Here is a 23,921-nt window from a genome sequence, read left to right as displayed (position 1 = left end):
ATAATCCGCCAAATTTTTAAAAAGGATAAAAATGAAAAAAGTGATCTTAGCCTCAATCATAGCGGCAACTAGCCTAATGGCAGCAAGCGATAAGCAAATAGAGGACTTCTACTCTCAAATGGTTGATAGCAGCGTAAAAGTAAAGGTAGCTGATCGTCACAAAGTGGCAGGCGACATCGAAGCTGTCGTGGTAAAACTAAGCAAAGATGGCAACTCACAAGATGAGATAGTATTTACAAAAGGTGACTTCATCTTCCCAGACGTGATCGATCTAAAAGAGCAAAAATCATACCTCGCTGAAGTGAAAAAAGAGGTCATCGCAAAGGGAATTTCTAAAATTTATAAAGATGAAGACAAGGCAAACATCATCGTTCTTGGTAGCGACCCTAAAAAGCCAACTATCATAATGTTTTCAGACCCAGAGTGCCCATACTGCAGAGCTGAGCTAGCAAAGATCGAGACAACGCTAAAAGATAGCAACGTAGAGATCGTCCTAACTCCAGTCCATGACATCTCATCACTTCAAAAAAGCTCACTAATCTACAAAGATGCAAAAGCTGCTAAGAGTGACAGTGACAAGGTTAAAATTTTAAGAAAATACTACGCTGAAGACTACAATGTAGATGATAAAAGCGTTAGTAAAGAAGATGTCGCAAAGATCGATAATCTGCGCAAAAAATACTTTGCAGCTGGCGTTAGATCAGTGCCATTTATCGTAAATAAAAGTGATCTAAAATAACATTTTCTAGGGAGCTCTCCCTAGAATTCCTACTACAAATAAATTTTATAAATTTAAAGTATATTTAACTATATTTTTAATAAATACTTAACATTCTTAATTAAACTTTTATATTTACTTTGCTTAACTTATAAATATGCTAAATTTACATAGTTTAACTTTAGGGCGCTAAAATGCCCTTAAATAGGCTATTTGTGATATTTTAGAAATTCTAAATATGCAAATTTTACATATTAGTGAACCAAATTTCTCAATAATTTTTGAGGCATAAGGAGAAAAAATGCAAGGATCAAGAAGAGATTTTCTCAAAAAATCTCTAAAAGTCGGTGCTGCCGGCGGAGTACTCGCAGTCTCAGCCGTAGCAAAAGTGACTAGTGATGACTTGGCTCCTGATGACAATGGCGTTGTCGTAGGCAAGTCAAACAAAAAAGAGGTGCTTTATAAAAAAAGCAAAAACTGGGAAACCTACTATAAAATCGCATACTAAGGGAGAAAACCATGAGTGATGCACGTATAGGAAGACGTTCATTTTTAAAGCTAGCCGCACTTGGTGCTGGCACCACAATGGCTTTTGGACAAAATGATACGATAAGACACGCTAGCGCAGAGGAGATAAAAGATCCTTTCCCTGGCTCAAAAAAGGTTAGAACTATTTGTTCTATATGCTCAGCAGGCTGTGGTATCGAGGCTGAGGTACAAGATGGTGTTTGGGTTCGCCAAGATATGGCGATGTTTCACCCGATATCTCAAGGCTCACACTGCTCAAAAGGTATCGATCAGATCGACCTTACACACAGCAAACAACGCATCAAATATCCTATGAAAAAGGTTGATGGCAAATGGCAAAGAATTTCATGGGATCAAGCTGTAAATGAGATCGGTGATAAGATGCTTCAGATCCGTAAAGAAGATGGTCCTGATAGCGTTATATTCTTAGGATCTGCGAAATTTAACAACGAGCAAGCATATTACTTTAGAAAATTTGCTGCGTTTTGGGGCACAAACAGCAACGACCACGTAGCAAGAATTTGACATAGCGCAACAGTCGCCGGTGTGGCGAATACTTGGGGTTATGGCGCGATGACAAACCACTTTGGAGATATGGCTGCAAATTCAAAATGTATATTTATAATAGGTGCAAACCCAGCTGTGGCAAACCCAGTTGGTGGCATGAAGCACACTTTGCAAGCAAAAGATAGAAACAACGCAAAAGTGATCGTAGCTGATCCAAACTTTACAAAATCAGCCGCGCACGCTGATCTATACCTAAGACAAAGATCAGGCACTGATATAGCGCTTGTTTATGGACTTATCCACATCATCTTAAAAAATGGCTGGGAAGATAAAGAATTTATAAAAAATAGAACTTATGGTATCGACGAGATAGCAAAAGAGGCTGAGCACTGGACACCAGAGGTCACATCTGACGTTACAGGCGTGCCAGTTGATAAGCTAATGGAAGCTGCAAATATCCTAGCTCACACAAAACCAGGCACTGTGATCTGGGCACTTGGTATCACTCAGCACTCAGTTGGTAGCTCAAATACTAGAATTTTACCTATCCTTCAACTAATCCTAGGCAACATGGGCAAACCAGGCGGCGGCTGTAACATCATCCGTGGTCACGACAACGTTCAAGGTTCAACCGATATGTGTAACCTCTCAGATAGCTTGCCGATGTATTATGGACTAACTGACGCGGCTTGGAAGTACTACTGCCAAGGCTGGGGCGTTGATTATGACGAGTTTATAAAACGCTTTGCAGTTTCAACTAAAGAGCCAAAACAAGGCGGCACACCAGTTAAAAACACTGTTTTTGAAGAGTATTATTACCACGATCCTAAAAATCCAGAGGATAGAAACTGGAGAAATGAAAAAGGCTGGTCACTTTCAAAATGGTGGCAAGGCGTCTTAAAAGAGGAAAATACCTTTAGTAGTGGCGCATTAAGGGTTCTTTGGGTTCAAGGAACTGGTCTAACATCTATGGCGCACCTAGCTAAAATCCAAGAAGCAGCTTCAAAACTAGATATGATCGTAGTTGCTGAGCCATTTGTAAATGAAATTTCTATCCTTTCAGATAGAAAAGATGGCGTCTATATCTTGCCAGTGGCAACTGCCTTTGAAAACGAAGGTCACCTAAACGCTACAAACCGCTCAGGTCAGTGGAGAACAAAAGTCGTTGATCCACTTTATGAGAGCAAGGGTGATCACGAAGTTATGTTTGCATTTGCTAAGAAATTTGGCTTTTATGATGAATACGTAAAAGGCATGAAGATGGCTGTCGTAGATAGAGAGCTAAAACAAGTTAAAGATGACTTTGTATGGCCAGATGATGCGACAAACGAGATAGCAAGGGTTGGAAATTCTATAGGTTATGGTGGCAGAACTGCTGAGATGTTTAGACGTCACCAAGCAAACTGGGATAAATTTGACCCAGATACACTAATAGGTCTAGGCGGCGAAGTAAAAGGCGAGTACTACGGCAAGCCATGGCCAGCATGGGATGAAAAACACCCTGGCACACCGATACTTTACGATATGAGTAAGCCTTATGCAGAGGGTGGCTCTGGCTTTAGAAACCGCTTTGGCTTAGAGCATAACGGCGTTAGTCAGCTAGCTAGCGAAGAGGCAACTTTGGTTGGCTCAGCTATAAAAGGTGGCTACCCACAAATCACAAAAGATAATATAGAAAAAGTCCTAGGCATCACTCTAACTGAAGAAGAGAAAGCTAAGATCGGACCTAGCTGGAGCATGGACTACAGCGGCATCATCTTAGAAAAATGCCGTGAAAAAGGGGTCGTGCCGTATGGTAACGCAAGGGCTAGAGCTATCGTTTGGGAATTTCTTGATCCTATCCCAAAACATAGAGAGCCTATCCACTCACCACGCTGGGATCTTGTCCAAAAGTATCCGACATTTGATGATCAAGCTAGAAATTTCCGTGTTTCTACTAGATTTAAGTCAGAGCAACAAGCAAAAGACTGGTCAAAAGAGTTTCCTATCGTATTTAGTACGCAACGCGTCGTAAATTTAAGTGGTGCGGGAATGATAGAAAGAACTAGTAAATATCTATCAGCCATCACGCCTGAGATGTTTGCTAACGTTCACCCTGAGCTTGCTTTAAAATACGGCATAAAAGATCGCGATATGATGTGGATCCACAGCCCACAAGGCACGAAGATCAAAGTAAGGTGCTACCACAGCTACATGGTCACTCCAGATAGAATTTGTATGCCTTACAACTTCGCTGGCGTTATGCAAGGTGTCGATCTCTCAGCTCGCTACCCAGAGGGCACTAAGCCTTATGTAATCGGTGAGAGCTTTAACACAGTTACTAACTACGGATTTGACCCTGTTACTCAAATTTCAGAGTTTAACGCAGGTCTTTGCCGCATAGAAAAAGCTGAAGAGAACACCTTTAAAACATCGTTTTATCACGAGTATGGCGAGAGAGACGCCCTAGGTAAAGAGTAAGGAGAGAAAAATGGCAAGAATGAAATTTTTTGTAGATACTAATAGATGTATCAGCTGCTATGGATGTCAAGTCGCTTGCTCTTCTGCTCACGAGCTTCCGGTTGGAATTTATAGAAGAAAGGTTATCACACTTCACGATGGTATCGAGGGCAAAGAGGTATCAACCACTATCGCATGCCAGCACTGCACCGACGCACCTTGCGAGCAAGTTTGCCCAGTTGATTGCTTCTACATTAGAGCTGATGGCATCGTGCTTCACGATAAACACAAGTGCATAGGCTGTGGATACTGCTTATATGCTTGTCCATTTGGTGCGCCGCAGTTCCCTAAAGACGGGGCATTTGGCGTAAAAGGCGTAATGGATAAATGCACTATGTGTGCAGGCGGCCCAGAGCCAACTAACTCACACGAGGAGAGAGAGCTTTACGGTCAAAACAGAATGGCTGAGGGCAAAGTGCCTATGTGTGCGGCTATCTGTTCTACAAACGCACTTTTAGTTGGCGACGCTGCTGAGGTTTCAAATGTATATCGCAAACGCGTTATGCTAAGAAATACAGGACTAAACGTATAACACTAAGGAGGGCGCTTGCTCTCCTTTTAAATTTATAAAATTTAAATTATTTTTATGATTTTTATAATCTAAAATTTCATCAATAATTTTTCTTATCTATTGAAATTAGCAAAAATATATAACTTTTTTATCTCGATATGAAATTTAACTCTAACCCTCTAAATCCCTAAATTTACGTAAAGTTGATTATTAGATTGTAAAAAATACTATTTACGCTTTCAATTTACATTCTTTTATGATAATCGTTTTTATTTTAATCAAAGTAAAGGCTTGCTAATATTCGGGCAAAATATATTTTACAGGTGGTTTAACTAATGAATAAATTTTTTAAATTTATGCTTATCATGCTCCTGCCTATCTGGCTTGTGGCAAAAAATGACGACTACACACAAGTCGCAGCTCAGATAAAAGAGTCATTACAAAAAGTAATAACAGAGTATAGAGCTGGCAACGTCGAGCAAGCAGTTAGCGATACTCAAAATGCTTATTTTGGTCTGTTTGAAGATGTCGAAGCTGGCATCAGAATAAATTTAGGTCAGAAAAAAGCTTACTCTATGGAGAAGCAGTTTGGCGAGATCAGAAAGGCGATAAAAGCTGGCGAAGCACCAGATGATGTGCAAAAAAGAATAGATCAGATAAATAGTGAAATCGCTGAAGTTTTGCCAGTTATTTTAAATGGACATAAGCTTGTTGGTGAGTACTCAGACAGCCCAGCACAAGCTGCTACAAGTGGCTATGACACTTCTAAATTTATCCCTGAGTGGAAGGTGGCATTTGAAAATTTATCAGCTGCTCTAGATAAAGCTATATCAAGCTATGAGGGCGACAAACAAGATGATGCTAAAAATTCTATCCAAGATGCTAAATTTAATGATTATAGAAACACTCAACTTGAAATCGCCGTTCGCCAATATATAGAAAATGGTAAAAGCATAGATGCTGACATCCAAAGAAAGATGGGTGAAGCGATCAGTGGCATCACAAATGGCATAAGCAAAGATGACTTTAAAGTAAAGCTAGAAGAGATCAAAAAACTAGCTTATGATGCCGTTGCAAAACTCCCAGCTGAAACAGTAAAACTAGCAAAAGTTGATATGAGTAGTGCAGCATCTAGCGATAGCAGCGAAGATAGTGGCACAGACTACACTCAAACTGTTAAAAACATAAATGACAAAATTCAAGCAGCCATCGCGCTTTACAAAGGTGGCAATAGTGCTAAAGCTATGGGCGATATCCAAGATATCTACTTTGATGAGTTTGAAGGTAGCGGCATGGAGAACAAAGTAGGTGCAATAGATGTAAATTTAAAAACAGCTATCGAAGCTACATTTGGTAACCTTGTGGCCCTTATGAAATCAGGTGCAGACGAAAAAACACTTGAAGAGAGTGCAAGCAAGATGTCATCTCAGCTAGCAGCTGCACTTGAGAAAACTAGCGGTTCAAGCTCACCTTGGACGCTATTTATCTGGGCACTAACTATCATCTTAAGAGAGGGTTTTGAAGCTCTTATCATTGTTGCAGCCGTCGTTGCATATCTTGTAAAAACTGGCAATGCAAAATCTATGGGCAAGGTCGTATATAGCTCAGTTGGCGTGGCTGTCATCTTAAGCTTTGTCATGGCTTGGATAATGAACGCCATCTTTGGTGAAGCAGCAGGTCAAAAAAGAGAGCTTATGGAAGGCATCACGATGCTTGTTGCAGTGGGACTTCTATTTTATGTTGGCTTCTGGCTTCTTTCAAATGCTGGTGCTAAAAAATGGAACGACTATATCAAATCACATGTATCTGATTCTATCTCAAGTGGCTCAAGCACGATGCTTTGGTGGACTGTATTTTTAGCGGTATTTAGAGAGGGTGCTGAGACAGTGCTATTTTATCAAGCGCTTATCTTTGACGCAAAAGACTCAGCTGGCTACTCAATGATCGCGGCTGGCTTTGTTGTAGGTCTTATCGTTCTTTTGATAGTCTATTTCTTATTTAAAATTTTCGCTATTAAAATTCCTATTAAGCCATTTTTTATATTTACATCAGCTATCATCTTTTACATGTCGATCGTCTTTGTTGGAAAGGGCGTTGGCGAGCTAGTTGAGGGCAAAATTTTCATACCAACTATCATAAAAGGACTAAATTTTCCTGACTGGATGAGAGACTGGCTAGGACTTATGCCATATTACGAGAGTTTAATACCTCAGATCATTATGGTGCTTGCCCTAATTATAGGCATCGCTATCATGAAATCAAAACAAAATAAAAACTAATCTTATTAAAAGGAGAGGAAATGAATAAAATTCTTAGTTCAGCTCTAGCACTTAGCCTAGCAGCTGGTTTTGCACTTGCTGGAGAGCACCCAATCGGCGAGCCTGTAGAGGCTAATGGCATGGAGATAGCTGCTGTTTATCTTGAGCCAATCGACATGGAGCCAAAAGGCGTTGATCTAGCTCCAAGCTTGGCTGATCTTCACCTAGAAGCTGACATCCACGCTGTAAAAGGCAACAAAAACGGCTTTGGCGAAGGCGAGTGGATCCCATATCTAAAGATCAACTATGAGCTAAAAAACCTTGATAATGGTAAAACTAAAAAAGGTACATTTATGCCAATGGTTGCAAGCGATGGCCCACACTACGGCGCTAACGTAAAAATGGATACAGGTGTTGGTAACTATGAGCTTAAATTCCACATCGACAATCCAGAAAAACAAGGCTTTGGTCGCCACGCTGACAAAGAGACTGGTGTTGGTAAATGGTTTGAGCCTTTCACAACAACTTATAAATTTCAATGGACAGGTGGTCCTGTTAAATAGTCACTTTGGGGCGTTCTCGCCCCTTTTTAAAAATTCTCATAGGGTTTAGTTATGTCAATTTACTTCTATCAGGTCTTTTTAGCCCTCCTTGGATTTACGCTTTTTGCTGCCTTAAATAACAATGGCAAAAGTTTAAAAACGATCTTTTTACCGTCATTTCTTGGCGTTGTTGCTGGTGTGCTTATCTTTAAAGCTGCTCGTCATGCGCTTGTTGATGACCAGTTTAAAATTTTCATCGATTCTGTGACACTGGTTTTTCTACTCATTAGCATTTTATGGATATTTTTCGAGCTTAAGATAGCAAAAATCATAACATTTTTTATTTTAGGCATCGGCTTTGGCTTTGGCTATAGCTCAAGTAGTGCTTTGTTCCCATTATTTGGCGGCGAACTGCTTGACACGCTTTCAGTCATTAGCTTCTTTTTGATGATCTTTGCGATGATCTTGATAATATTTTTATTTTTCTTCATTTCAAATTTAAAAGCAAGCATCCCATCATCAATAGCTAAAATTTTAGCTCTTATCACATTAGTATTTTTACTAGTTGATAGAAGCTCACAAACTGCACTTGAGCTTTTGCGTGCAGGCGCTTTAAAGATAAGTAGCGAGCTAAATTCTCAAATTTTATCTATCAGCGCAAAAGGCATCTACGTCACAGAATTTAGTGCCTATTTTTACATAGTAGTGATCATACTTTTATGCATCATCGCGCTTTGCTTTATGCCAAAAAGTATCGATAAAAACGCATTTGGCTCTATCAAATACCGCTTTACAAAAGCTATTAGAGAAAATGTCTTTGACAATGCAAAATTTGCATTTTGCAGCGTTTTAATAGCGCTTGGCTTTTCTCTTTATTTTGATCTTTACGCATCTCGCCCACCTCAAATTTCAGAGCCACTCTTGGTTGAGCCAGTGGGAGATAAATTTATATTTGATGTTGATATGTTAAAAGATAATGAACTTCACAGATTTGCCTACATCACAGATGAGGGCAAGCAGATAAGATTTTTCTTGCTAAACCGCTTTAGCGACCGCCCATCTCCAGTCATCGTCTTTGACTCGTGTATGATCTGCGGTGATATGGGCTACATAAAAAAAGGTAATGACCTTATTTGTATCTCTTGTAATGTTAGAATTTTCTTGCCATCAGTTGGTAAAGAGGGTGGTTGTAACCCGATCCCTATGGCATTTACCTTTGATGGTAAAAATATCATAGTTGATTATAAAACGATCGTCGCAGGGGCAAACTACTTTAGCAAGGTCGTCGAAAAGATGGTGCTTGATCCTGTAAGCCACAAAAAGGTGAGCAATCTTGATTCAAGATCATATTTATACTATGGACGCACATATTTCTTTGAGAGCAACGAAACTCAGGCGAAATTTGAAGCAAATCCAGAAAAATATGTAGAAACAAATGGAACGTTAAAATGAAAAATATGCAACTAAGAATGATAAAAAGCTCGATCACTGGCTCAAAGGTGCAAAAGACGATGGCGTTTATCACCATCTTGCTAGCTGCTCTTTTGATAGCTTGCATGCTAAATATCACGCTAAAAATCGGCGATCAAGTGGCAAGCGAGCTTAGAGGATATGGCTCAAATATCGTCGTTTTACCACGCGGTGAGAGCCTAAGCATCGAGATCGAGGGTAAAAATTTCACCCCACTAAAATCACAAAATTTACTCCCAGAGGCTGATATCTACAAGATAAAAGAGATCTTTTGGAGAAATAACATCGTTGCTTTTGCTCCGTTTTTAGAGACAAAGGTAAAAGACGCTAAGGGCGATGAGTTTAGCTTTGAGGGGACATATTTTGATAAAAATATCGGACTAAAAGATGAGCCAGAATTTAGCACAGGCGTTAAGAGCTTGTATGGATTTTGGGGTGTTGAGGGTGCTTGGCCAAAAGATGAGAGCATGGATGAAATTTTAGTAGGAGATGAGCTTGCAAAGGCTAAAAATTTAAAAGTTGGCGACAAGCTTAGCCTTGTGGGCAAAAATGGCACAAAAGAGGTTAGCGTGGTTGGCATCTTAAAAGGGGCAAGCGATGAGGCACATAAGCTAATAGGCTCGCTCAAACTTGCTGGCGATCTCTCAGGGCATCCTGGCTCATACACAAAAGCTGAGGTCTCAGCCATGACGATCCCAGAAAATGACCTATCGCTAAAAGCAAGAAGAAATTTAGACAACCTTGATAGCGCAGAGTACGACAAATGGTACTGCTCGGCCTACGCAGGATCTATCGCATTTCAGATAGAAGAGAATTTACCAAACGTTAGCGCAAAAGCTAGCCTTCAAGTAAGTGATGCTGAGAGTAATATCGTAAAGAAAATTCAAAGCCTAATGGGTATCGTTAGTATCATCGCCCTTGTGGTTTCAGCCATCGGCATAACGTCGCTAATGACAAGTGAAATTTACCGCCGTAAAAAAGAGATCGGCCTTTTAAAAGCCATAGGCGCAAGTAACGTTGAAATTTACGCCCTTTTTGCTAGCGAGAGCCTTGTAGTTGCCTTTTTTGCTGGTATCACGGGAGCGTTTTTAGGATACGCACTAAGCTACGTGATGTCTTACATCATCTTCTCTCACGGCATAGGCATAGCATGGATCGTGCTGCCAATAAGCGTAGCATTTGCCTTGCTCATCTCAGTCGTTGGCTCGCTAATGCCAATGAGAAACGTCATAAATTTACTACCTGCGGAGGTGCTATATGACCGCAAATAGCAAATTCTTTTACAATCTAATCTACAAAAGCCTAAAAAATGGCTCATCAAGGGTTATGGTCATCGTGATCTCGATCTTGCTTGGAGCGTGCGTGTGTGCGGCATTTGTCAATGTCTATCTAGACATCGACTCAAAGGTCTCACGCGAGTTAAAAACTTATGGTGCAAATATGATCTTTGCTCCAAAAGATATGGCGACAAGCGATGATATGAGCGAAAAAACCTATAATGAAATGATCGCTAAAGTGCCAAAAGACAAGCTTCTTGGCGAGAGCGGTTATCTCTTTGCTCAGGCAAATATCGGTCCGACAAATGCCATCGTCATGGGGACAAAATTTAGCAATCTAAAAAAGGTTAAGCCGTTTTTAGATGTTAGAGATGGAGCTATGATAAATGTCGATTTTGACGATAAAAATGTGCTAATAGGCGTCGATCTTGCTCGTCAAGCTGGCTTTAAAGCAGGCGATGATATAGAAATTCGTGCCATTGGCTCAAACGAGAGCATAAATGTGAAGATAAAAGGCGTAGTGGCAAGTGGCGATAAAGAGGACGCTCTTTTGATCACGTCGCTATCTTTGGCTCAGAAAATTTCAAACAAAGCTGGCAAGATAAACTATGCAGAGGCTGTTGTGCTTGGAAATTTTGACGAGATAACATCACTTGCAAAAACTATAAGCAACGATGAAATAGTCGCAAAACCAGTGGCAAAGGTCTCAAAGTCTGAGGGCTATATCTTAGAAAAGATCAAACTTTTAATGGCACTTGTCAGCCTTGTCATCTTGCTCATTACTTCAATGTGCGTAAATACAACGCTTAGTGCTATCTTGCTCTCTCGATCACGTGAGATCGCACTTCTTAGAGCCATAGGCGCAAGCAAAAAAGACGTGCTAAGGCTGTTTGGCTTTGAAACATTTGTAACAGCGCTCATCTCAGCGTTAGTTGGAGCATTTTTAGGTTATCTACTAGCTCAAATTTTAGGTTATGCGATATTTGATTCTAGTATTGATTTTAGAATTCTAAGCATCCCAGTAGCTGTGGTCATATCACTTCTTTTTGCAGCGATCGCAGCGTTTTACCCGATTAAGCGGGCACTTAATAACAAAATGGCAGATACACTAAGAGGAGAATGATATGCAAAATGCACTAGAACTTAAAAATATTTGTAAAATTTTTGGCGATGTAAAAGCACTTGATGATATAAGTTTTGAGGTTAAAAAGGGTGAGTGGGTCAGCGTCATGGGACCAAGCGGTAGTGGCAAGAGTACGCTTGTAAATATCCTTTCTCTAATGGATACTCCAAGTAGCGGCGTATATATGCTTGGCGGCGATGATGCGAGCAACCTAAATGCCGATGATACGCTTAAATTTAGACGTGAAAAGATCGGACTTGTCTTTCAGCAGTTTCACCTAGTGCCATATCTTAGCGCGCTTGAAAACGTGATGATAGCGCAGTATTATCATAGCTCGGTTGATGAAGAGGATGCTAAAAAAGCCCTTGAGGCAGTTGGCCTCTCTCACAGACTAACACACAGACCAAGTCAGCTAAGTGGTGGCGAGCAACAACGCCTTTGTATAGCACGCTCACTCATAAACGACCCTGAAATTTTAATAGCAGATGAGCCAACTGGTAACCTTGACGAGGCAAATGAGAGGATCATACTTGATCTATTTTGCAAGCTAAGAAAAGAGGGCAAGACGATACTTCTAGTCACTCACAACCCAGATCTAGGCGAGTATGGCGATAAGATCGTCTATCTAAGACACGGCAAACTAGAGAATATCCGCACTATCGAAAATCCAAAGGTGCCAAATGCGATATAAAATTTTACTTTTATGCCTAGTCTCAGCCCTAGTTTTGGGCTGCGTCAAGCAGTATGAGAAGCACCACATCACTCTAAATGACTCAAGTGGCATCGATACGCAGTTTTTCCCTACTGAGAAGCGCCTAAAGATAGGCGATAAGCCATATATGCTCTTTTTCTTTGGCACAGACTGCGGAGTTTGCAAGGCTGCGATCCCTGATCTAAACGCACTTGAAAAAGAGTATGGCAAAGAGGTTCAGTTCATTGGCATTTTAGGGCCTAGCAAGGGTTTTGATAAGGATATCGAAATCTTAAAAGAGCACAACATCACCTTTAAAACTACAAGCGACAAGGTCTCGGTGGATTACTTCAGCAAGGCAGTTGGTGGCGTTATGGGCGTACCAGTTATCTATTTTTTTGATAAAGATGGTAAGATGCGATCAAAATTTATCGGTCTTACACCAAAAAGTGTGCTTGAAGGTGCTATAAGATCGCTCTTATAGGAGTGAAGATGAGAAATTTCTTTTTATTTGTTCTAGCGGTATTTTTTGTCGGATGTGCTAGCAGCACGCCAAATATCTCGGTAAAAACGAGCGATCCGATATTTTTTACGCTTGGAGAAGCAAACAAAAGCGTCTATGTAAATTTTAAAAATAGCGCGACTGGACAAGATGTAAATGCTGAAATTTTAAGCGAATTTGCAAAGGCTGGCTTTAGAAATGAGCCAAATATCAAAAATGCCGACTTCATCATCCTTGGCGACGTGCAAAGCTTTTCTAGGACAACCAAAAGAGATCCTAGATTTTCAATGGGCATGGGATATGGCTTTGGCAGACCAAGTTTTGGCTTTGGCTACTCGATGTTTTTCCCATTTGACTATGATGACGATGATGACTTTAGCACAAACAGCTATGCTTACTACATGCAAGTAAGCGTGCTAGTGCGCCCAAAAGATGGCGGTGAGAAAGCGACAAATATCTCGCTCATGCAAGCGGGCAATGTCTATTCGCCAAGCTACATCTGGCCATTTTTCAAAGAGCGCCTAGCAAAACAGATCGTTAGCTTTTTTTATAACGTCTCACAAAGGTAGAGAAATTTAGCGAAATTTAAAAGGAGTTAAGATGCTAGTTAATGGAAGCTACGAAATTTTATCTTGTGATGATGTGGAGCTTGACATAAAAAGAAGCTCTGCTTTATCTTTTTATGCCTGTTATGACGATGTCAAGGAGGCAAAAGCTCTTTTAGTCATCATTCCTGGTCTTGGAGCAGACTCTGACTCTGGATATAGAACCCATCTCATGCGAACCATGGCAGAGAACTATGATGTGGCATGCATTAGTGTGGATTATCACTGCATAGGCAACCGCCCACAGCTTGGGGCAAAATTTGGGCTTGATGATATAGACCGCGAAATCTTAAGAAGAGAGCTGTCAAGCATAGGTATAAATTTACCAATCGATCTAAAAAGTATCGACTGCCATGAGAAGGTTGATTTGCTACTTAAATTTCTTAGTAAAGAGATAACTATTCGAAAAGAGAGCGGTATTTTGCCGGCTGATTTTAGGCTAAATGCTAGCATTACGATGGTGCCAACAAAAAATGAATATCAAAATTTTGGCGTTATGCAAGCAATGGACGTGCTAAATGCCGTTCTTTATACAAAAAAATATATAAATAATGCCAAATTTGAGCATCTGCCAGCGATAATGGTAGGCAGCTCACATGGTGGATATCTGGCACATATGTGCGCTAAGATCGCTCCATGGCTAGTTGATGCGGTGATAGATAATAGCTCTTACGCTATATTTTTATGGCGGCTTATTGGTTTTGGTAAAGAGATCGATTTTACTAACTATTTTTGTTTTGGCACTGGCAATTTGTATCAAAATTTATATCTTTATTTTTTTGATAAGACCCACTGGACACTTAATGAAAAATCACCATATTATTTTATTGACGCAAGAGAAGAGATAAGAAACATCCTAAATTTAGATCATTTAAATGTTCAAAGTAGCTACAAAAAGCCAATTTACGTGAGCTATCACTGCACTTATGATAATGAGACTGCTCCCGCAAAGGATAAAACCGAGCTTTATGAGGCTCTTAAGAAGCTAAAATTTGACGCGACGCTTCATATGATAAAAGATGAGAGCGAGGTTGATGGCAAATTTATAAAGTTTCTAACTCACGGCATGGGGATGTCTTATAAACTGCTTTTGCAAAGAGAGCTTCCTGGCGTTATGAAGAAAATCTTGTCTAAAAAAGATAAAAAAGATGAGATCAATGAAAAATGCATAGAGTATAAGTGTGGTGATTTGCTTTATAAATTTAGTGAAGTCTCAGATCAGATAAGGCTTGAAGTTACTAATATTTAAATTTTAGAGCCATTTTATCTAAAGCTAGGCTTTTAAAGACCTAGCTTTAAATTTTCTAGTTGTCTATCATAAAATCATAAAATTCGTTGTTATATCCTACGTTTCCTACTTTGCTGTATTGTATAAGAGCGGCTTTTATGTTATCAATTTGCTGATACATAAAGCCAAGGGCGGCTCTGTTTTCGACAGCGCTTGGATCATTTAGCTTTGTAAGCTCCAAAAGTGCGATCGCATTTGTTATTTTGTTCGCTCCAGTGGCAGCCACACTTGCTAAAAAGAGCGTGCCAGCGTCATTTATCTTAAACTCATCTATGACCTCATTATAAAGCTTATAACTCTCATCAAAGTCGTTTGTAAAGATATCCACGTAGGCCAGAGTTTGGATCAAATTTATATTTTTTGGCGCCTCTTTTAGCTGGGCTCTTAGCTTATCGCGCTCCCTTGTTAGCAGGCCTGAGATCTGAAGCAGTTTGATGTATTGCTTTTTGATGATATCAGCGCCGTGGTAGAAGGCATTTGAGTCGAGATTTTTATCGATGAAGTAAATTTGTATTGCTTTTGCATACTCTTTGACGTTTTGATCTTTGTTTTTAGAGATGAAATTTAAGATATTTGCGATGATATCATTTGGCAAAATTTTCATAAGCTCATCAGCTTTTTTTGACATTAGTTCATCGTTGTTTGAGATTTTAGCGATGATGATATCAAAGGCTAAATTTAGCGTTGTAGGCTCTTTTGGCTCTTCAAGCCACCTTATCATCGCACTTTGGTTGCCGCTTATCAGGCTTAAAAGCGAGGCGTATAAATTTACAGGTTTTAGGCTCTTGTCGTTTTCTAAATTTTCACCGATCTCTTCAACTAGTTTTGGATTTAAATTTCTATTTATATCCATACAGATCGCGCCAAAGATGCCAGAGAGGTGGTTATTTACATCTTGATGATAGCTTGCTATAAAGTGCTTTGCTGCAAGGCTAAAATTCCCAAGCTGAGCGTAGCTAAGAGCTAGGTTATACTGCAAGATCGAGTGGTTTGGATAGGCTTTGGCTAGCTCTTCAAAGTCCTTGTTTGCCTCTTTTAATCGGTAGTTAAGTGCCTTTGCGATGGCTTCACTAAGTTTTGCATTGACCTTTGAGGCGGCGGCACTTTGGCTAAGGTAGTCATTTGCCGCTGAGGTATCATCTAAAAAGACGCTAACTCCGCCTTTTCTTATCTGCTCGATGCTCTGTTTCGCGTCAAAAACCTTATACGGCGCGAAGTAAAATAGCGTCTCGTAGCGCCTTGTTCTATCAAAAAACATATCGTCACTAAAGTGCGCCTGAGCTAGGCTGACGTCAAATAGATCTGGCTTTAGTATGGTCTTTATCTTGTAAATTTTGCTTGGCATCGAGGCGTTGTAGTCATAAACGTCTTTGATAAATGCCGCCGCGTCGCCATAATCAGCAGTCTTTAGATCGATTAACGCCTCAGTCATCTTGATAAGGTCGATATTTGGCGTATTTTTAGAAGCTTTTGTTAGATGGTCTCTTGCCTTGTCGTATTTGCCAAGTCTTGCATAAAGCTGCGCTAGCGTAAAGTCAGCCTTAAAGGCCTTTTGCCCTTCAAGCTTAGCTATAGCTCTCTCGTCATCTCCAAGAAGCGATAAAATTTTGGCGCTCAAGTAGGCATACTCGCCCTTGTAGTCCTCTGTGCTAGGGTGCGAAAGAGCTTGAAGCGCCTCGTAATAATTACCCTTGTAATAATTAACTAGCGCATAGTAGTAGCTGTAAAGTGGCGAGCTGTTTTCATACTGCAAAAAGGAGTCCGCAAGCCCTATGTAGTAGTTGAAATTTTTGGTGTTATTTAGCTCGAGTGAGCAAACAGCGGCGTTTATAGCGCTCACTGCGGTGTTTTCACGGTCAGTTATCGCTTTGTTAAACGAGATGATCGCCTCATCGCATTTTTCTTGTTTCATCTGTGAAACGCCGAGGTTGTAGTTTGAAAGTGATTGATTATAAACAGCTATATTTTCATAAATTTTTAACGCTTCAAATTTATTGCCACGCTCATAGAGCTGGTTAGCCTTGTTTATCATCTCATCGATCTTTGAAGCGCCAAAATTTTGCGTCTGGTAGCTGTTTTCTATGCTTTTTACGATACTGGTTGTATCAACCTCTTCTTTTTTGTCATCTTTTAGTAGCACCACAAGCAAAATAACCACGATGATAAGCACCAAAACAGCCGCGCCGATGATGATAAAGAGCTTTTTCTTGCTCTTTTTTACAGGTATTGGCTCTGGGATGCTCTCATCTTGCAGCACGCCATCATTTGCGATGCTCTCAAGCGAGACGATCTCTTCAGGTGCCTCTGTCTTTGCCTCTTCAGGCGCTTGCTCTGCTTGCTCGCCAGGTGGTTTTAGAACTACAACCTCGTCATCAGCCACTACATATACCTTTTAAGAACTTCTGGAATTTCGATAGTGCCATCAGCTTTTTGGTAGTTTTCCATTATCGCTATTAGTGTCCTGCCAACTGCCAGACTTGAGCCATTTAGGGTATTTACAAGTATATTTTTCTTGCCATCTTTAAAGCGAATTTTCGCTCTTCTTGCTTGAAAATCACGAGTATTAGAGATAGAGCTTATCTCGCGGTATTTGCCCTGACCTGGTAGCCAAACCTCAAGATCTACTGTCTTTGCCGCGCTAAAGCCTAGATCGCCGCTGCAAAGAAGCATGTGGCGGTGAGGCAAACCAAGGCTAGTTAGTAGGTCGCTCGCGCAAGATATCATCTCAGCAAGCACGCCCTCGCTTTGATCAGGCTTTGTGATGCTTACAAGCTCGACCTTTTCAAACTGGTGCTGGCGGATCATGCCCCTTGTGTCACGTCCTGCTGAGCCTGCCTCTTGGCGGAAGCATGCTGAGTAGCAAGTCATCTTTATAGGTAGCTGCTCGGCTTCAATGATGGTGTCATTGTATAAATTTGTCACAGGCACTTCGCTAGTTGGAATGAGGTAGAGATCCTCGTCACGCACCTTGTAAAGATCCTCTTCAAATTTAGGCAGCTGACCGGTGCCAAAAAGTGTGTTTGAGCTTACTAGATAAGGGACATTTACAAGCTCAAAGCCACGCGCGCTGTTAAAGTCGATCATATAATTAACAAGCGCTCTACTAAGCCTTGCTCCCATGCCACGAAGCACGGTAAAGCGCGATCCTGAGAGCTTTGCGCCCCTTTCAAAGTCAAGCCAACCAAGGCTCTCACCTAGCTCCCAGTGCTCCTTTGGCTTAAAGTCAAATTTAGTTGGCTCAAGCACTGTTTTTATGCAGACATTATCGTCCTCGTCCTTGCCAAATGGCACGTCATCGTCGGTGATATTTGGCACGCTAAATGAAATTTGCTCAAGCTTTTCTTCATATTGTTTAACGATCTCATCAGCGTCAGCAAGGGCAGCTTTGTTTAAATTTAGCTCACTCTTAAGCTCGCTTACGTCCTCGCCGGCTCTTGCTTTTACACCAAGCTCTTTGCTCTTTGCATTTTGGATCGCTTGGAAATTTTCAAGCGCTTTGCGTTTTTGCTTTAGCTCGTTAAAAGTCTGCAAAAGCTCGTCTAGTAGGCTAGCTTTAACGTTTTTGCCCTCTAGTTTTTTTACGAATTCATCGTAGTTTGTCTCAAGTAGTTTTAAATTTATCATTATCCTCTCCTTATTCTATCCTTAAACCATAAACATAACTTTTGCAAGCAAAACGATCACCACCGCAAGCGTAAGCGCGATAGGGTGGATGTTGCCAAGTGGGCTAGGGCGCTTAAATATAAATTTGCAGCTTAAATTTACTATCACCGCAGTCACGATCACCATCGCTAAGCAAAATTTGATCATAAAAGCGATCTGTAAATTTGTCTCAAAGTAGCCTCCAGCCTTGCTGCCGACCCAGTTACTCATCATCATTCCACCAGTTAAAACTAAAAGTAGCACGCAAATAGGCATGATCTTAACAGCTACTGAGCCGATGGCTTGCTTTGCCTTTTGCGCAAGCTCTGGTGGCATCTTTTTGCTCGCCGCTCTTAATATGATCACATCAAAAAATAGGTAGCCAACAAATATGATCGCACAAAAAAGATGGACTATCTGTGCGTATGGGTATAAATTTTGCATATTTTTCCTTATCTGTAAATTCCAACTGCTTCACGCACTTTTTTTATCGTTGTGTGAGCCACATTTTGAGCTTTTTTAGCGCCTAGATCTAAAATTTTAGCCACCTCGTCAGGATTATTTTGATAGTGCTCAAATTTCTCTCTTGCCTCTTTAAAATAGTCCCAAACAAGCTCGTTTAGATAGGCTTTAAAGTGTCCGTGGCCTTCTCCCCCACGCTCATATCTAGCCTGCAAGTCGCGCTGTCCGCTCTCGTCTAAGAAGAGCTTTGCGATATTATAGACGTTGCAGTTTTGCCACTGCTTTGGCTCTTCAAGCGGTGTGCCATCAGTTACGATGCTTGAAATTTGCTTTTTAAGCGTCTTGGCGTCTGCGAAGATATCGATCGTATTGCCGTAGCTTTTGCTCATCTTTTCGCCGTTTGTGCCAGGCACGGTAGCGACGTTTTCATCGATCTTTGCTTCAGGCAGAGTGAAAATCTCGCCATGTTCATTGTTAAATTTGATCGCAATATCACGCGCGATCTCTACGTGCTGGATCTGGTCTTTGCCCACAGGCACGACCTGCGCGTTATAAAGCAAGATATCAGCCGCCATCAAAACCGGATAGCTAAAGAGTCCGTGGTGCGAGCTAAGCCCCTTTGCGACCTTGTCTTTGTAGCTGTGTGCGCGCTCAAGTAGTCCCATAGGCGTGTGCTGGCTTAGCACCCAGTAAAGCTCAAGCACCTCTTTAACGTCGCTTTGCACCCAGAAAATGCTCTTGTTTGGGTCGATCCCAAGCGCCAAAAAGGCACACGCAGCGTCAAATGTGTTTTGTTTTAGCGCCTTTGCCTCGCTAAGGCTCGTCATCGCGTGGTAGTTTGCTATAAACATAAACATCTCGTTTTTTTCTTGCATATCAACCATCTGCTTTATCGAGGCAAAATAGTTGCCTAAATGCAGCTTTCCGCTTGGTTGGAGGCCGGTTAATACTCTCATCTTATCCTTTCAAATTTCAGCTTTTTCTCGTGAGTGCTTTTGATAGAGTTTTGAAATTTTAAGCTTTCGGCAGACTAAGTGTCTAGCCTTGGCTTAAAATTTCTTCACAACTCTCGTCGCTTTAGCGTTGCGAACAAGTGAAGCAAAAAATCATCTCACGATACTTCGCCAAAAATACTTTTTAAATTTTAACGTTACATTAGAGTTTTTGTATCTAATCTAATCTTAAAATTTAACTGGCAGGCCATGTGTCTAGTTCTCGCTTAAAAACAAAATTTTGCCTCGCCTAAACAAAAAATTCTTTGCCAAAACGTTTAAATTTTAACATCACGTTAGACTTTGTGTATCTAGCTTGATCTTAAAATTTAGCATGGCAGGCTAAATACCTAGCCTTGATTAAAATTCGACTGCACAACATTTGTTGCTTTAGCGCTTTATCAAAGTGAAGCAAAAATTTATCTCAAAACTTCGTCAAAATTTCTAACTACAAAACGTTAAATTTAGCTCAAACATCACAAATTCCAACACCACGCCAGACGTCCATCTAGCCTGATCTTGAAATTTATCGTTGCAAGCAGCCCACGCCACTTTGCAACTAAACTTTTAAAAGTATCCTTATCTCTTTTACGATCTGCTTTGGGGTCTTGCCCTCTACTTCAACGATATAATCAGCCTTTTTCTCATAAAGCTTCTCGCGCTCCAGATGTAGCGCTTCAGCCTTTTTCAGGTCGCTTAAAAGCGGGCGTTTAGCGATCTTTTTCTCGCTATTTTTGCTATTTTTTAGCCTTTGCATGATCGCATCAAAGCTTGCCTTTAGATAGATCACGGTGCCTATTTTGTTTAGATTTTTAACCTTTGCAAAGCCGCCACCTGTCGAGATGATCGCATTTTTGACATTTGTGGCTAGAAATTTAGCCAGGTCTTTTTCAAGCTGCCTAAAATGCTCTTCGCCAAATTCATCAAAGATAGCCTTTATCTTCATGTTTTGCGAGCTCTCTAGCAAGTCGTCGCAGTCAAGATTCATCGTCTTTAGCGCCTTGCTTAGTGCTCTTGCCGTAGTGCCCTTGCCAACACCCATAAACCCTATCAAAACGATATTATTGTTCTTTGTCTTCATCACTCTCTCCACGTTTTTTAGGGATTAGCACGATAGGCACGCCAGCTAGGCTAAAGCTCTCTCTAAGCTTGTTTGTTAGGTAGCGTTTGTAGCTAAAGTGCAGGCATTTTGGGCGGTTCATTATGAGCGCTATCATGATAGGCGCGGTCTTAAACTGCACTGCGTAGTAAATTTTTACGACCCTGCCTTTATCTCGTGGCAGTGGATGCGCTTTGGTCGCTTCACCGATCACTTCATTTAGCTTTGAAGTTTGGATTTTTTGGGTGTAGTTTTTGTAAATTTCAACTATGAGCGGGTAAATTTTATGCACTCTTTTGCCGCCAAGTGCCGAAACACTGATGATCGGCGCGTAAGAGAGAAATTTAAACCTATCTTTTATCTCTTTGCAAAGCTCGTCAAATTCTTCGCTGCTTTTGTCCCATTTGTTTAGCACGATGATGACGCCAAGCTCAAATTTCGAGGCTATGCCAGCGATGCGCTCATCAAGCTCAGTTAGTGGCTCAGAGCTATCAAGTACAAGTAGCGCTACGTCTGTCTCTTCTAAAATTTTCTCAGTTCTATTTAGCGCGTATCTCTCGATGCCCTCGATCTTGCCACGCTTTCTGATACCAGCAGTATCGACAAACTCAAAAACTCTGCCATCATGCTCGTAAATTTCATTTACTGGGTCGATCGTAGTGCCTGCGACGTCGCTAACAACGGCGCGGCTCTCTTTTACAAGGGCGTTTAGAAGTGAGCTTTTGCCGACATTTACGCGGCCTATGATGCCAACTCTGATGTTTTTGCTCTCATGGTCTATCTCGTCGCTTAGCTCGCCCTCGTCGTTATAGTTTTCTAAAAAATCATCAAAATCATCGCTCGTATCGGCCTTTATCTGCACTTTCGCTTCTAAGTGTTTTGCTAGCCAGATGCTAAGCTCATCGACGCCAGTGTTGTGGCTTACTGAAATGCCAAATGAGTTTTTTGCGCCAAAACTTACAAATTCCCACTCTCTTTGCTCGTCTTTTTTGCTGTCGATTTTGTTGATGACTAGAGCGATTGGTAAATTTAGCTTGCTAAGCTCGTAAAAAATGGCTCTATCTTCGTCATCTGGCATCATCTTGCCATCGACCATGTATAGGATAACGTCTGAGTTTCTAGCCTCTGCTAAGGTCTTTGCTTTTACGTTTTTAAAAAGCTCGCTGCTATCATCAAGCCCGCCGCTGTCGATTAATATACACTCTTTGCCCTCAACTTCGATCTTAGCTTTGTTTGTATCTCTTGTAGTGCCGCTAACGTCGCTTGTTATGGCGATGCGTCTTCTTGCTAAGCGGTTGAAAAGTGAGCTTTTGCCGACATTTGGCTTGCCTACTAATATTACTTTTTGCAAATTTTGTCCTTTTTATGATGGTTGATTATACAAATTTTTCTCTTATATAAAGTATAAAATTACGCTTAAAAGCGCCGAAATAAAAGAAAAAATCAACCAAAATTTAAGCCATTTTTTATTAAAATGAGTGCTTTAAATTTAGAGGTTTTGCGATGTTAAAAAGGTTTTATATTTCACATCTTGGCATTTTTTATATGCTCTTTGCTTGCTTTATGTTTGCCGTGACAGGTGCATTTGCAAAGTATCTGAGCAAAGATATGCCTTCTATCGAAGTTGTTTTTTTTAGAAATTTGATCGGACTTTTCATCGTCATCTACGCCATCTATAAATTTCCGTTTAAGCAAACTGGCGGGCACTTTTTCTTGCTGATGTTTCGCGGTTTTGTGGGCACGGTGGCGCTTTTTGCCTTTTTTTATAACGTCGCACATGTAAATTTAGCCACAGCCTTTACATTTCAAAAGACAAACCCGATATTTACAGCCATTCTCGCAGCTATCGTGTTTAAGGAGCGGTTAAGCTCGCTTGGCTGGTTTGCCGTCTTTTTGGGATTTGGTGGAATTTTGCTTGTTATCCAGCCAAATTTAGGTATCAATAAAACCGATATCATCGGCATTTGGAGCGGCCTTGGAGCGGCTATTGCCTATACAAGTGTCAAGGAGCTAAACAAGAGCTACGGCACAAACGTGATCGTGCTAAGCTTCATGCTTTGGGGCTCGTTTTTGCCGCTTATTTGCATGGGGATGGCTGAGTTTTTCACCTATGAGCCTCTGGATTTTTTATTTTCTAAATTTGCTATGCCAAGCTGGCACAACGTCGTGTTTATCTTGCTAATGGGGCTTAGTGGCTACTATTTTCAGGCGTTTATGACAAAGGCATTTGCAGTCGGCAAAAAAGCTGGTGTGATCGCTGCGGTTAGCTATGCAGACGTCATTTTTACGCTTATAATTGGCTATTTTATGGGAGATGCGTTGCCAAATCACCTAGCGCTCGCAGGTATTGTGCTAGTTGTAGTGAGTGGAATTTTAGTTGTTAAAGAAAAATAAAGGAGAAAAAATGATATTAATCGCTGGACCTTGCGTGATAGAGAGCAAGGAGCTTGTTTTTGAAGTGGCAAAAAGGCTAGTTAAATTTAATGAAAATCCAAAGCTTGATTTTTACTTTAAGTCGAGCTTTGACAAGGCAAATCGCACGAGCATTAGCTCATTTCGTGGCCCTGGGCTAGAAAAGGGTTGTGAAATTTTGGCTGAAGTAAAAAAAGAATTTGGCTTTAAAATTTTAACCGATATCCACGAGAGCTATCAAGCGCAGCCAGTTGGCGAAGTGGCTGATGTGCTGCAGATCCCTGCATTTTTGTGCCGCCAAACTGACCTGCTTGTAGCAGCTGCAAAGACAAAAGCAGTCGTAAATATCAAAAAAGGGCAGTTTTTAGCAGCATCTGCGATGAAGCACTCTGTTAAAAAGGTGCTTGAGACAAGAGGTGTGAGTGGCGACGGATACGATGTCGCAAAGGCAAATGGCGTCTGGCTAACGGAGCGTGGAAGCACATTTGGATATGGAAATTTAGTCGTTGATATGAGAAATTTGGTGATGATGAGAGAATTTGCGCCAGTTATTTTTGATGCTACTCACAGCGTGCAAATGCCAAGCGCACTTGGCGAAAAGAGCGGCGGAGATGCTAGGTTTGTGCCGTATCTTGCAAGAGCGGCAGCTAGCGTTGGGGTGGATGGATTTTTCTACGAGACGCACATAAATCCTTGCGAAGCGCTATGTGACGGGCCAAATATGCTAAATTTAGACGAGCTTGAAAAAGTCGTAAATGACACGCTAAAGATAGAGGAAATTTTAAATTTTTAAAC

The 23,921-nt window shown here is 40.9% G+C and carries 21 protein-coding genes and 1 pseudogene; 16 read left to right on the top strand and 6 right to left on the bottom strand.

What is annotated here, in order from left to right:
- Positions 1–31: 31 nt before the first annotated feature.
- From B9N65_RS08000 to B9N65_RS07935, 14 genes and pseudogenes are all read left to right on the top strand, one after another.
- On the top strand, positions 32–739 hold the full coding sequence (locus B9N65_RS08000; RefSeq protein ID WP_004317675.1) for a thioredoxin domain-containing protein: 708 nt from the start codon (positions 32–34) through the stop codon (positions 737–739).
- Between the two features lie 280 nt (positions 740–1,019).
- On the top strand, positions 1,020–1,226 hold the full coding sequence (locus B9N65_RS07995) for a twin-arginine translocation signal domain-containing protein (RefSeq protein WP_009294906.1): 207 nt from the start codon (positions 1,020–1,022) through the stop codon (positions 1,224–1,226).
- Between the two features lie 11 nt (positions 1,227–1,237).
- A pseudogene (locus B9N65_RS11295) lies at positions 1,238–1,498 on the top strand (hypothetical protein); the annotation flags it as partial.
- Between the two features lie 60 nt (positions 1,499–1,558).
- Positions 1,559–4,213 (top strand): formate dehydrogenase subunit alpha, encoded by a 2,655-nt coding sequence (locus B9N65_RS07985; RefSeq protein ID WP_374220076.1) that lies wholly within the window; start codon positions 1,559–1,561, stop codon positions 4,211–4,213.
- A 10-nt stretch (positions 4,214–4,223) separates the two neighbouring features.
- A complete protein-coding gene (gene fdh3B, locus B9N65_RS07980) occupies positions 4,224–4,784 on the top strand; it encodes a formate dehydrogenase FDH3 subunit beta (RefSeq protein WP_009294903.1) in 561 nt (186 codons plus the stop codon).
- Positions 4,785–5,098: 314 nt separating this feature from the next.
- Positions 5,099–7,042, top strand: coding sequence for an FTR1 family iron permease (locus B9N65_RS07975; protein ID WP_087583494.1), 1,944 nt, complete (start codon positions 5,099–5,101; stop codon positions 7,040–7,042).
- Between the two features lie 20 nt (positions 7,043–7,062).
- The gene (locus tag B9N65_RS07970; RefSeq protein ID WP_009294901.1) at positions 7,063–7,584 is read left to right on the top strand and encodes an iron transporter; all 522 of its coding nucleotides are present in this window, start codon (positions 7,063–7,065) and stop codon (positions 7,582–7,584) included.
- Positions 7,585–7,635: 51 nt separating this feature from the next.
- The gene (locus B9N65_RS07965; protein ID WP_087583493.1) at positions 7,636–9,015 is read left to right on the top strand and encodes a Fe-S-containing protein; all 1,380 of its coding nucleotides are present in this window, start codon (positions 7,636–7,638) and stop codon (positions 9,013–9,015) included.
- Positions 9,012–10,304 carry an ABC transporter permease gene (locus B9N65_RS07960; protein ID WP_087583492.1) on the top strand — a complete coding sequence of 431 codons (1,293 nt, stop codon included), beginning with the start codon at positions 9,012–9,014 and terminating at the stop codon, positions 10,302–10,304. The genes B9N65_RS07965 and B9N65_RS07960 overlap by 4 nt, the downstream gene beginning before the upstream one ends.
- Positions 10,291–11,433 (top strand): ABC transporter permease, encoded by a 1,143-nt coding sequence (locus B9N65_RS07955; protein ID WP_021084522.1) that lies wholly within the window; start codon positions 10,291–10,293, stop codon positions 11,431–11,433. Before B9N65_RS07960 ends, B9N65_RS07955 begins: the two co-directional genes overlap by 14 nt.
- A 1-nt stretch (position 11,434) precedes the next feature.
- The gene (locus tag B9N65_RS07950) at positions 11,435–12,124 is read left to right on the top strand and encodes an ABC transporter ATP-binding protein (RefSeq protein ID WP_009294897.1); all 690 of its coding nucleotides are present in this window, start codon (positions 11,435–11,437) and stop codon (positions 12,122–12,124) included.
- Complete coding sequence (locus B9N65_RS07945) at positions 12,114–12,608, top strand: TlpA family protein disulfide reductase (protein WP_009294896.1); 495 nt, start codon at positions 12,114–12,116, stop codon at positions 12,606–12,608. Before B9N65_RS07950 ends, B9N65_RS07945 begins: the two co-directional genes overlap by 11 nt.
- Before the next feature lie 8 nt (positions 12,609–12,616).
- Positions 12,617–13,195: a hypothetical protein gene (locus tag B9N65_RS07940; RefSeq protein ID WP_087583491.1), complete on the top strand. Its 579-nt coding sequence runs from the start codon at positions 12,617–12,619 to the stop codon at positions 13,193–13,195.
- A 31-nt stretch (positions 13,196–13,226) separates the two neighbouring features.
- The gene (locus tag B9N65_RS07935) at positions 13,227–14,480 is read left to right on the top strand and encodes a DUF2920 family protein (protein WP_087583490.1); all 1,254 of its coding nucleotides are present in this window, start codon (positions 13,227–13,229) and stop codon (positions 14,478–14,480) included.
- A 55-nt stretch (positions 14,481–14,535) separates the two neighbouring features.
- Here the strand turns inward: B9N65_RS07935 and B9N65_RS07930 are convergent, their stop codons facing one another.
- From B9N65_RS07930 to der, 6 genes are all read right to left on the bottom strand, one after another.
- Positions 14,536–16,899: a tetratricopeptide repeat protein gene (locus tag B9N65_RS07930; RefSeq protein WP_087583489.1), complete on the bottom strand. Its 2,364-nt coding sequence runs from the start codon at positions 16,897–16,899 to the stop codon at positions 14,536–14,538.
- Positions 16,899–18,143, bottom strand: a complete 1,245-nt coding sequence (serS, locus tag B9N65_RS07925) for a serine--tRNA ligase (RefSeq protein WP_087583488.1) — start codon at positions 18,141–18,143, stop codon at positions 16,899–16,901. The genes B9N65_RS07930 and serS overlap by 1 nt, the downstream gene beginning before the upstream one ends.
- Positions 18,144–18,164: 21 nt before the next feature.
- Positions 18,165–18,605, bottom strand: a complete 441-nt coding sequence (locus tag B9N65_RS07920) for a copper resistance protein CopD (RefSeq protein ID WP_087583487.1) — start codon at positions 18,603–18,605, stop codon at positions 18,165–18,167.
- Between the two features lie 8 nt (positions 18,606–18,613).
- Positions 18,614–19,579 (bottom strand): tryptophan--tRNA ligase, encoded by a 966-nt coding sequence (trpS, locus tag B9N65_RS07915; protein WP_087583486.1) that lies wholly within the window; start codon positions 19,577–19,579, stop codon positions 18,614–18,616.
- Between the two features lie 595 nt (positions 19,580–20,174).
- Positions 20,175–20,696, bottom strand: a complete 522-nt coding sequence (locus B9N65_RS07910) for a shikimate kinase (RefSeq protein ID WP_087583485.1) — start codon at positions 20,694–20,696, stop codon at positions 20,175–20,177.
- Positions 20,677–22,065 carry a ribosome biogenesis GTPase Der gene (gene der, locus B9N65_RS07905; RefSeq protein ID WP_087583484.1) on the bottom strand — a complete coding sequence of 463 codons (1,389 nt, stop codon included), beginning with the start codon at positions 22,063–22,065 and terminating at the stop codon, positions 20,677–20,679. The genes B9N65_RS07910 and der overlap by 20 nt, the downstream gene beginning before the upstream one ends.
- Positions 22,066–22,217: 152 nt before the next feature.
- On the opposite strand from der, the gene B9N65_RS07900 reads away from it, so the two are divergent.
- Together B9N65_RS07900 and kdsA are read left to right on the top strand one after the other, a co-directional pair.
- Entirely contained in the window at positions 22,218–23,108 is an 891-nt protein-coding gene (locus B9N65_RS07900) for a DMT family transporter (RefSeq protein WP_021084553.1), read from the top strand.
- A 10-nt stretch (positions 23,109–23,118) separates the two neighbouring features.
- Positions 23,119–23,919 carry a 3-deoxy-8-phosphooctulonate synthase gene (gene kdsA / locus B9N65_RS07895; protein WP_087583483.1) on the top strand — a complete coding sequence of 267 codons (801 nt, stop codon included), beginning with the start codon at positions 23,119–23,121 and terminating at the stop codon, positions 23,917–23,919.
- Positions 23,920–23,921 lie beyond the last annotated feature (2 nt).

The organism is Campylobacter concisus (genome assembly GCF_002165815.1).
Classification (GTDB): domain Bacteria; phylum Campylobacterota; class Campylobacteria; order Campylobacterales; family Campylobacteraceae; genus Campylobacter_A; species Campylobacter_A concisus_BH.
Note: the sequence above shows the minus strand (reverse complement) of the source record. Positions and strands in the feature narration are given on the sequence as shown.

Excerpts from the sequence above, each read along its gene's own strand:
- B9N65_RS08000 (WP_004317675.1), top strand. The coding sequence starts at position 32 with ATGAAAAAAGTGATCTTAGCCTCAATCATAGCGGCAACTAGCCTAATG.
- B9N65_RS07995 (WP_009294906.1), top strand. The coding sequence starts at position 1,020 with ATGCAAGGATCAAGAAGAGATTTTCTCAAAAAATCTCTAAAAGTCGGT.
- fdh3B (WP_009294903.1), top strand. The coding sequence starts at position 4,224 with ATGGCAAGAATGAAATTTTTTGTAGATACTAATAGATGTATCAGCTGC.
- B9N65_RS07975 (WP_087583494.1), top strand. The coding sequence starts at position 5,099 with ATGAATAAATTTTTTAAATTTATGCTTATCATGCTCCTGCCTATCTGG.
- B9N65_RS07970 (WP_009294901.1), top strand. The coding sequence starts at position 7,063 with ATGAATAAAATTCTTAGTTCAGCTCTAGCACTTAGCCTAGCAGCTGGT.
- B9N65_RS07965 (WP_087583493.1), top strand. The coding sequence starts at position 7,636 with ATGTCAATTTACTTCTATCAGGTCTTTTTAGCCCTCCTTGGATTTACG.
- B9N65_RS07960 (WP_087583492.1), top strand. The coding sequence starts at position 9,012 with ATGAAAAATATGCAACTAAGAATGATAAAAAGCTCGATCACTGGCTCA.
- B9N65_RS07955 (WP_021084522.1), top strand. The coding sequence starts at position 10,291 with ATGACCGCAAATAGCAAATTCTTTTACAATCTAATCTACAAAAGCCTA.
- B9N65_RS07950 (WP_009294897.1), top strand. The coding sequence starts at position 11,435 with ATGCAAAATGCACTAGAACTTAAAAATATTTGTAAAATTTTTGGCGAT.
- B9N65_RS07945 (WP_009294896.1), top strand. The coding sequence starts at position 12,114 with ATGCGATATAAAATTTTACTTTTATGCCTAGTCTCAGCCCTAGTTTTG.
- B9N65_RS07940 (WP_087583491.1), top strand. The coding sequence starts at position 12,617 with ATGAGAAATTTCTTTTTATTTGTTCTAGCGGTATTTTTTGTCGGATGT.
- B9N65_RS07935 (WP_087583490.1), top strand. The coding sequence starts at position 13,227 with ATGCTAGTTAATGGAAGCTACGAAATTTTATCTTGTGATGATGTGGAG.
- serS (WP_087583488.1), bottom strand. The coding sequence starts at position 18,143 with ATGATAAATTTAAAACTACTTGAGACAAACTACGATGAATTCGTAAAA.
- B9N65_RS07920 (WP_087583487.1), bottom strand. The coding sequence starts at position 18,605 with ATGCAAAATTTATACCCATACGCACAGATAGTCCATCTTTTTTGTGCG.
- trpS (WP_087583486.1), bottom strand. The coding sequence starts at position 19,579 with ATGAGAGTATTAACCGGCCTCCAACCAAGCGGAAAGCTGCATTTAGGC.
- B9N65_RS07910 (WP_087583485.1), bottom strand. The coding sequence starts at position 20,696 with ATGAAGACAAAGAACAATAATATCGTTTTGATAGGGTTTATGGGTGTT.
- B9N65_RS07900 (WP_021084553.1), top strand. The coding sequence starts at position 22,218 with ATGTTAAAAAGGTTTTATATTTCACATCTTGGCATTTTTTATATGCTC.
- kdsA (WP_087583483.1), top strand. The coding sequence starts at position 23,119 with ATGATATTAATCGCTGGACCTTGCGTGATAGAGAGCAAGGAGCTTGTT.